The organism is Frankia gtarii (genome assembly GCF_025403375.1).
GTDB lineage: Bacteria > Actinomycetota > Actinomycetes > Frankiales > Frankiaceae > Frankia > Frankia gtarii.
On sequence record NZ_JAMPTM010000325.1, the window covers coordinates 1 to 7060 of the forward strand.

At 71.9% G+C, this 7060-nt stretch carries 10 protein-coding genes and 1 pseudogene; 2 read left to right on the forward strand and 9 right to left on the reverse strand.

Features of this window, described 5'->3' with window-relative positions; translation table 11 throughout:
* Positions 1–2: 2 nt before the first annotated feature.
* From NBZ83_RS28405 to NBZ83_RS28430, 6 genes are all read right to left on the reverse strand, one after another.
* Complete coding sequence (locus NBZ83_RS28405) at positions 3–524, reverse strand: gas vesicle protein (RefSeq protein ID WP_261576163.1); 522 nt, start codon at positions 522–524, stop codon at positions 3–5.
* A gap of 27 nt (positions 525–551) precedes the next feature.
* On the reverse strand, positions 552–806 hold the full coding sequence (gene gvpO, locus NBZ83_RS28410) for a gas vesicle protein GvpO (protein ID WP_261571063.1): 255 nt from the start codon (positions 804–806) through the stop codon (positions 552–554).
* Positions 807–1180: 374 nt separating this feature from the next.
* Positions 1181–1939: an NADPH-dependent F420 reductase gene (locus NBZ83_RS28415; RefSeq protein ID WP_498041089.1), complete on the reverse strand. Its 759-nt coding sequence runs from the start codon at positions 1937–1939 to the stop codon at positions 1181–1183.
* A 30-nt stretch (positions 1940–1969) separates the two neighbouring features.
* Positions 1970–2374: a PPOX class F420-dependent oxidoreductase gene (locus NBZ83_RS28420; RefSeq protein ID WP_261571061.1), complete on the reverse strand. Its 405-nt coding sequence runs from the start codon at positions 2372–2374 to the stop codon at positions 1970–1972.
* Positions 2375–2417: 43 nt separating this feature from the next.
* On the reverse strand, positions 2418–3527 hold the full coding sequence (locus tag NBZ83_RS28425) for a Gfo/Idh/MocA family protein (protein WP_261576164.1): 1110 nt from the start codon (positions 3525–3527) through the stop codon (positions 2418–2420).
* Between the two features lie 50 nt (positions 3528–3577).
* Positions 3578–4648, reverse strand: coding sequence for an MsnO8 family LLM class oxidoreductase (locus NBZ83_RS28430; protein WP_261576165.1), 1071 nt, complete (start codon positions 4646–4648; stop codon positions 3578–3580).
* 115 nt (positions 4649–4763) lie between these two features.
* Between NBZ83_RS28430 and NBZ83_RS28435 the strand changes: the two genes are divergently transcribed.
* Complete coding sequence (locus NBZ83_RS28435; RefSeq protein ID WP_261571058.1) at positions 4764–5255, forward strand: MarR family winged helix-turn-helix transcriptional regulator; 492 nt, start codon at positions 4764–4766, stop codon at positions 5253–5255.
* A 39-nt stretch (positions 5256–5294) separates the two neighbouring features.
* Here the strand turns inward: NBZ83_RS28435 and NBZ83_RS28440 are convergent, their stop codons facing one another.
* Together NBZ83_RS28440 and NBZ83_RS28445 are read right to left on the reverse strand one after the other, a co-directional pair.
* Complete coding sequence (locus NBZ83_RS28440; protein ID WP_261571057.1) at positions 5295–5573, reverse strand: hypothetical protein; 279 nt, start codon at positions 5571–5573, stop codon at positions 5295–5297.
* A gap of 96 nt (positions 5574–5669) precedes the next feature.
* Positions 5670–5939, reverse strand: a complete 270-nt coding sequence (locus tag NBZ83_RS28445) for a helix-turn-helix domain-containing protein (RefSeq protein WP_261571056.1) — start codon at positions 5937–5939, stop codon at positions 5670–5672.
* An 87-nt stretch (positions 5940–6026) separates the two neighbouring features.
* On the opposite strand from NBZ83_RS28445, the gene map reads away from it, so the two are divergent.
* On the forward strand, positions 6027–6851 hold the full coding sequence (gene map, locus NBZ83_RS28450; protein WP_261571055.1) for a type I methionyl aminopeptidase: 825 nt from the start codon (positions 6027–6029) through the stop codon (positions 6849–6851).
* Here the strand turns inward: map and NBZ83_RS28455 are convergent.
* A pseudogene (locus NBZ83_RS28455) lies at positions 6831–7060 on the reverse strand (IS5-like element ISDge16 family transposase); the annotation flags it as partial. The gene map and the pseudogene NBZ83_RS28455 overlap by 21 nt on opposite strands.

Consider the following 7060-nt stretch of genomic DNA (forward strand, 5'->3'; position numbering starts at 1 on the left):
CGTCATGCCCGGCGCTCCCCCGCTCGCCCCTCCCCCGCTCCCGCGGCGTCGGCCGACGGCAGGTACGGCCGTCGGGAGCGCTCGGCGGCGACCGGGGCAGCGACCGGGGCGGGTTCCACCCACCGCCGCTCGTGGTCCGTCCCCGCGGGCGCCTCGACCGCGGCCCGGTCAGGCTGCCCCTGCCCGACCCCGGCAGCGGGCGGGTGGCCGCCGGTCTCCAGGGCCGCCAGCCGCGCGCGCAGCTCCTCGTTCTCCTCCCGCAGCGAGCGCGCCCTGGAGTTGAAGAAGGGATCGGCGGTCCACCAGTCCAGACCCATCTCGCGGGCGGTGTCCGCCGACGCGATGAACAGACGCAGCTTCAGGGTGAGCAGCTCGACGTCCAGCACGCTGACGACCACGTCACCGACGATCACGATGCCCTTGTCGAGCACCCGTTCCAGCACATCGGCGAGGGAGTCAGAACGTGGTCCGCTCCACGCCCGTGCCCGGGACGGCCCAGCGGCGAGGCTTCGATCGACGGTCATAAGCGGTCCCGGCGCAGTCAGGGGAATTTAATCGGTAGCACCACGAACGAATCGTCGCAGGCGCTCATAGCCCACGAGTGCACCGTGAGCATCCACATCAAGCCGATACGTGGCCAGCACGCTCGTCGTGGACGGTATGCGATCAAGTTCCACGACATCCGCCAGGATCGACCAACCGTCATCCGTTCTTCGCACCCCGGAAATTCGCTCGGGGGTATGACCGAGAATGGACCCGAACTCATCGAGCGCCTCGGGCAGCACCGTCGCCAGCTCGCCACGCATCGCGTGATCCGGACTTCGGCGCCGTGGTGGGTCATCGTCCGGATGCATGGCGCGGTAGGCCCCCCGTCGAAGCCCCGTCTCCGGGCCAGGGGATCGGAACGACACAGAGAAAACATCGACAACGCGCACCTGCCCGAGAGCGCTCGGTTCAAACACGGCGCCCCGGGCGGAAGAGCCGGCACAGAAACATCGCAGCAGGACAGGAAAAGAGCCGCTATAGCGGAAAAGGTGGCCACCGCCGCCGGCCTGGGGCCGTGCCCCGACGGTTCAGGTTGCGACGGGGTCGACCTGAGCGAACAGGTCGACCCCGGTTCGTCCTCGGCCCGACGGTCGGGACCGCCGGCTGACGCGGCCGGGTCCGCAGGCGGCTGCCGTCAGGCGCGGAAGTCCGCCGGGCGGTCCGGGGAGGCGGCGGCCAGGGCCTTGACGGTGCCGGCGGCGTCGAGGTCCGCGCCGTAGACCGGGGTGCCGGGCTGCTGACGCCAGGAGTCCGCCAGCGGACCGCCGTCGACCGGGTCGAAGCCCAGCTGCTCGACCAGGCCGAACACCAGCTCCTTGCCGGGGCCGTCCGCGCCCGCGATCGGCAGCGCGATGCGACCCTCGGCGCCGACGGGCCGGCCGCGCTCCAGCAGGTGCTTCCAGAAGATCCCGTTGAACACCTTGATCACCGGCGCGCCGACCTGCTCGGCGACCCAGACGCTCTCCGGGGTCCCGGCCTCGATGGCGTCGATGCGGCCGTCACGCTGCTGGGGGTAGTAGTTGTTCGTCTCGATCACCGGCGCCCCCGGCTTCGCCCCCTTGAGGATGCCCGCGGGCAGGTTCGGAACGTTCTTCTGCGGGATGCTGATGATCACCACGTCGGCGTCCTCGGCGGCGTCGGCCGCCCAGACGGCCGTGGCCCCGCTCTGCGCCGCGAGCTCCGCCAGGGTCTGCGGGTCGCGCGAGTTGGCCACCCGCACCTCGTGGCCGAGCTCGCTGAGCCGCCGCGTCAGCGTCCCGCCGATCTGACCCGCCCCGATGATTCCGATCTTCATCGTCCGCACTCCTCGACAGCCTGGGCCAGGCACCGGTGCCTCGCCACGCGCCGTCTCCAACCTTGTCGACCGGCGAAGTGTTCCGACCCGCCCCGCCACGCACGGCCACCCGCGTCGGGGGCGAGGACCTCAGCCGCGGACGACGACGCGGTGCGGATGAAGCACGGCCGTGATCCGCTCGGAGCCGAGGGCGCTGAGCCGGGCGAAGTCGGCGCCGTACCGGTCGGTCATTCTGGCGAGGACGGACTTGTCCGGGTCGGGCACGAGCTCGACGTCGGCGCGGATCTCCAGGGTGCGCCCCGGGTTGGTGGGGTCGAACACGAACAGGGTTGCCACCGGGGTGCGCCGCAGGTTCGCCAGCTTCTGGCGGGTACTGATCATCGAGACCTTGACCGTCGGCCCGTCGGGGAGGAACCACACGGCGGTCGACTGGGGCCGGCCGCCCCCGCCGATCGTGGTCAGGACGCCGGTCAGCGGGTTGTCGATCAGGTCGCGGTAGGAGGCCGGGAACTCGGCCGGCTCGGGTGTGCTCACCCCTGTATGCCTACCCCCTCGGCCCGCCCCGCGCGGCGGCGGGTCACTTCTCCGGGACGTGGACGCGCCTGCCGGTGGCGGCGGAGCGGGACACGGCGTCGAGGAGCTGGTGACGGCGCAGCGCGTGGGTGAAGTCGGGCGCCACCGTGGTGCCCTCGGCGAGGTCGCGGCCGATCTGGGCGTAGGCGTGGGCGACGGCGGCGGCCGGCTGCCCGGCCAGGGCGGGGAAGGCGTCGTAGGACGCCGGCGTGGTGAGCTCGGCCAGCGGCTCGCCGCCCTGGGAGCCGAGGATGGCGATCTGGCCGTAGTTGAGACTGCCGGTCGACGAGGTGATCTGGAGATCGCCGTCGGTGCCGTTGATCTCCCACAGGAAGCCGGTGCCCCGGGGCGTCCCGCCGCGCAGGTGGATGCTCGCGACGGCCCCGCCGACGAGGGTCCCGGACACGGCGATCTGGTCCTCGGCGGTCATCGGGACGGACTCGCCGGTCTCGGCGTTGCGGACCTGGGGCCGCCGCGTCGCGGTGGTGGCGACGACGTCGGCGAACTCCCCCAACACGCTGGTGACGGCGTCGGCGGTGTGGCCGAACGGGATCGTCAGCATGGTGGCGCCCAGGTCCCGGTCGAGCAGGTACTCCCCGCCAGGATGGATGACCGGGCCCCACACGCCGCCGTTGCCCACCAGCGTCGTCGACAGCACCTCGCCCACGTACCCGTCGGCGACCAGGTCACGCAGGTAACGCACCGCGGGGGCGAACCTTCCCTGCAGGCCGATGAACGACCGGACGCCCGCGGCGGCCTCGACCAGCTCCCGGACCTCGTCCAGGCCGCCTGCCAGCGGCCACTCGCACAGCACCGCCTTGCCCGCCGCCAGTGCCGGCAGGACGAGCTCGCGGTGGCGCGGCACCTTCACCGAGACGACGACCAGGTCGACGTCGTCACGACCGGCCAACTCCTCGGCGCTTCCGCTGGCCGCGGGCACGCCGTGGGCGTCGGCGGCGGCGCGCGCCGACTGCGGGCTGCTGGCGGCGACCGCCCGCAGCGCGAAGCCGTCGACGGCGGCCAGCGCGGGCAGGTGCGCCCCGGCCGCCCAGCCGCCGTTCGCGCTCAGGCCGACGATGCCGACACCCACCGTGCGATCGGGGTCCGATGCCATCTGCGTGTCCTCATTCTCAGGTCGGGGTGTCGCTCAGGTCGGGATGTCGCTCAGGTCGGGATGCGCGCCGCCGGTGCGACGCCCGTGGCGGGCCGCAGGTCGAACATGGTGGCCAGCAGCTCGTGGGAGCGGCGCCGGTCGGCGGGGTCGGCGATGAGATTCTGCACCATCAGCTCGTCGGCCCGGCTCTCCGCGAGCATCCGTTCCAGCGTCGCCCGAACCCCGGCGACGTCGCCGGCGACGAACTGCGGCCACCGCCCGTCGACGATCCGGGTCGGCTGCTCCTGCTCGGCGTCGGTGAGTTCCGCGGCGGCCTCGTCGGCGCTCGGCAGCACCGCGTTGCCGCCCTGGCGGCGCAGCCGGGCGTAGAAGCCCTTCGCCGAGCCGACCAGCCGCCGCGCCTGCGCCTCGGTCTCGGCGACGGTGACGTTCACCGCCAGGATCGACCGCGGCTCGGCCGGCCCGAGCCCCTGCGCCAGCCCGAACCCCCGAGGACGGAACTGCTCGCGGTAGTGCCGCAGCGCCGCCGCCGCGCCCGCCGGGTTGATGAAACCGGCGAAGGCGTACCCGATGCCGAGCCCGGCGGCGAGGTTCGACCCGGACGGGCTCGACCCGAGCAGCCAGGTCTGCGGCACCCCGGGCACCGACGGGATCAGCGGGTTGCCGGCGAACGGATGCCCGGCCGGGAACGCGTCGTACAGCCAGGCCAGCGTCTCGGCGACCTGCTGGGTGTGGTCGTCCTGCGCCGGCGCCCTGCGGTCGCGCCGCAGTGCCATGTCGATGACCGGCCCGGCGGTCGCCCGCCCCATGCCCAGGTCGACGCGGCCCGGGTACATCGTCTCGAGCTGGGCGAACATCTCGGCGACCTTGAACGGGCTGTAATGGTTCATCAGCACCGTCCCCGACCCGATCCGGATCGTCGACGTCCGCGCGCCGACGGCCGCGATCAGCAGCTCCGGATGGTGCGACGCGCCGGACCGGCTCAGGTGGTGCTCGGCGAACCAGACCCGGTGGAAACCCCACGCCTCGGCGTGCCGGGCCGTCTCGACCGCGTCGACGAGCGCCTGCCGCTCATCCGTGCCCGGCGCGACGGTGCCCAGCTCCACGATGGACAGCCTCACCGGCGGTCCCCGACGGCGTCTGCGGCAATGGCGGCGATGCTCACCCGTCCACCGTAGCCGATAGTTGGTTGGCCCCAACTTGTGGTCTCGTGCCGCGCGTCCCTACCGTGGACCGATGAACCCCGCGCCCGCGACGCCGACCTCCCTCGCCGCCCTCGAGCGGGCCCTCGCGGACGTGGCGCGGATCCTCGCCGACCGCGCCACCGTCGCCGACCTCGCGCGGCGGTCCGGCTCCGATCTGCCCGCCGTCTCGTGGGCGCTGCTGGAGTACCTCGACGGGCACGGTCCCATGCCCGTCTCCGCGGTCGCCGCCTGCCACGGCGTCGACGTCTCCTCGGTCACCCCGCGGATCAAGCGGCTCGAACGCGACGGCCTGATCAGCCGGCGGCGCGACCCCCGCGACGCCCGCGTCCACCTCATCCACATCACCGATCGCGGCCGGCACGCGCTGGACAGCGTCCACGCGGCCCGCCGCGACCTGCTCGGTACAGCGATCGCCGAGCTGGACCCGACCCACGTCGGCATCGCCGCCGAGGTCCTCGAGCTGATCGCCGCTCGGCTCTCCACCACGCAGCAACGCATCGACGCCCAGTCCCCGGCCCCGTGACCACGACCTCGGCGGCGCCCTCAGCGCGCTGCGGCCGCGTCATCCCTGTGCGGTGGTTGCGGTGGCCGGTACGCCGTCCAACGCGAAGTAGCGCAGGGCGGTGAACGGGGCCTCGATCCTGTTCAGCCTCGAGCTACAGGTCGGGGTGTAGGCGAATTCGACGTTGCTCGCCGCTGCCCACTCCCCGACCCGGCTGTCGACCTTCGTCGACAGGTGCGGGGCGAAGGTGTCACAGATGATCGCGATGCGGACCTGCGGCGGGGAGAGGCTGCGCAGGTAGCGCGCGGAGATCACCCGCCAGGTGCGAGCGTCGACCAACTCGGTGTACGGGTGGCGGACCGGCGGTCGGGTCGCGCTGGCGTCCCGGGGACCGGGCGGTGTTCACCGGGACTGCGTGGACGGGCGAAACAGCGGCTACGAGACGGCTTCCAACGGAAGATCGTTGCCGCGCCAGGTGGCTGCCAACTCCTGAACCGGCATGTTGAGCGCCTCACCGAGGCAGACAATCGTGCCGAATCCGGGGGAGGGCAGTCGTCCGGTCTCGATCTTGCGCAGGGTCTCTGGCGAGATACCGGCCGCGTGCGCGACTTCCGCCAGGTCGCGTCCCGCTCGCGCGTGGCGCAGCAGGGCGCCGAGACGCCTGCCGGCTTCGACCTGCTCGGGCGTGAGCGGTTGGCGGACCATGCTCCCAGGATATGGCTGGTATTACTATACCGGCAAGTGTTAAGGTGCTGGTATAGTAATACCAGCACTCTGTGACGTGAGGTACTCGTGACTGAACTGAAGACGCCTGCGGAGATCCAACGCATGCATGTGGCCGGGCGTTTTGTCGCCGAGGCGCTCTCCGAGGTCGGCCGACTCGCTGACGTTGGCGTCAACCTCTTGGACCTGGAGCACCACGTGCGCGGCATGATCAAACGGCGCGGGGCGGAGTCGTGCTACTGGGACTACGCTCCGTCCTTCGGCAAGGGCCCGTTCCGCAACGTCATCTGCCTGTCCGTCAACGACGCCGTCCTGCACGGCCTGCCCCACAACTACACACTGCGCGACGGGGACGTGCTCAGCGCGGACCTCGCAGTCAGCATCGACGGCTGGGTGGCCGACTCGGCGCGCACGATTGTCGTCGGGACCGCCGCCGAGGAGGACCTGCGGATCATCCGTGCCACCGAGGAAGCGTTGGAGGCAGCGATCGAGGTGGCGCGTCCGGGCAACCGCCTGGGTGACATCTCGGCGGCGATCTGGGCGGTGGCCCGCGACTACGGCTATCCGGTCAACACCGAGTTCGGTGGTCACGGCATTGGCCGCACCATGCACGAGGAGATCCACATTCCCAACAAGGGCCGGGCAGGCCGCGGCCCGAAGCTCCGGCCGGGGCTGACCCTCGCGCTCGAACCCTGGTTCGCCCGTACGACCGACCGGATCGTCTACGACGCCGATGGCTGGACCATCCGGTCGGCGGACGGCTCGCGCACGGCCCACTCCGAGCACACGGTGGCCATCACCGAGAACGCCCCCTTGGTGCTCACCCGGCGTGAACCGGAGAACCCAGCAACGCGGGGTGATTCCGCCAGTCGGCTATCCACAAAGGACGCCTAGGCCGCTTCTCGTGGATCTGTGGCCGCGTTTGGTGCAGCGGGTCGCCAGCGCCCGCCACTGCTTGAGCCGGTTGAAGCAGCGCTCGACGACGGTGCGGGCCTTGTACCGCTCGGTATCGAATGTCGGGGGGCATCCACCGGCCTGGCCGCGCCGTGTGCGGTTGTTCTTCTGGTCGGCGCGTTCGGGGATGGTGTGGCTGATCCCGCGGG

Bases quoted from the DNA above. Each gene is read 5' to 3' on its own strand.
- NBZ83_RS28405 (WP_261576163.1), bottom strand. From the start codon at position 524: ATGACCGTCGATCGAAGCCTCGCCGCTGGGCCGTCCCGGGCACGGGCG.
- gvpO (WP_261571063.1), bottom strand. From the start codon at position 806: ATGCGTGGCGAGCTGGCGACGGTGCTGCCCGAGGCGCTCGATGAGTTC.
- NBZ83_RS28435 (WP_261571058.1), top strand. From the start codon at position 4,764: ATGAACCCCGCGCCCGCGACGCCGACCTCCCTCGCCGCCCTCGAGCGG.
- NBZ83_RS28425 (WP_261576164.1), bottom strand. From the start codon at position 3,527: ATGGCATCGGACCCCGATCGCACGGTGGGTGTCGGCATCGTCGGCCTG.
- NBZ83_RS28445 (WP_261571056.1), bottom strand. From the start codon at position 5,939: ATGGTCCGCCAACCGCTCACGCCCGAGCAGGTCGAAGCCGGCAGGCGT.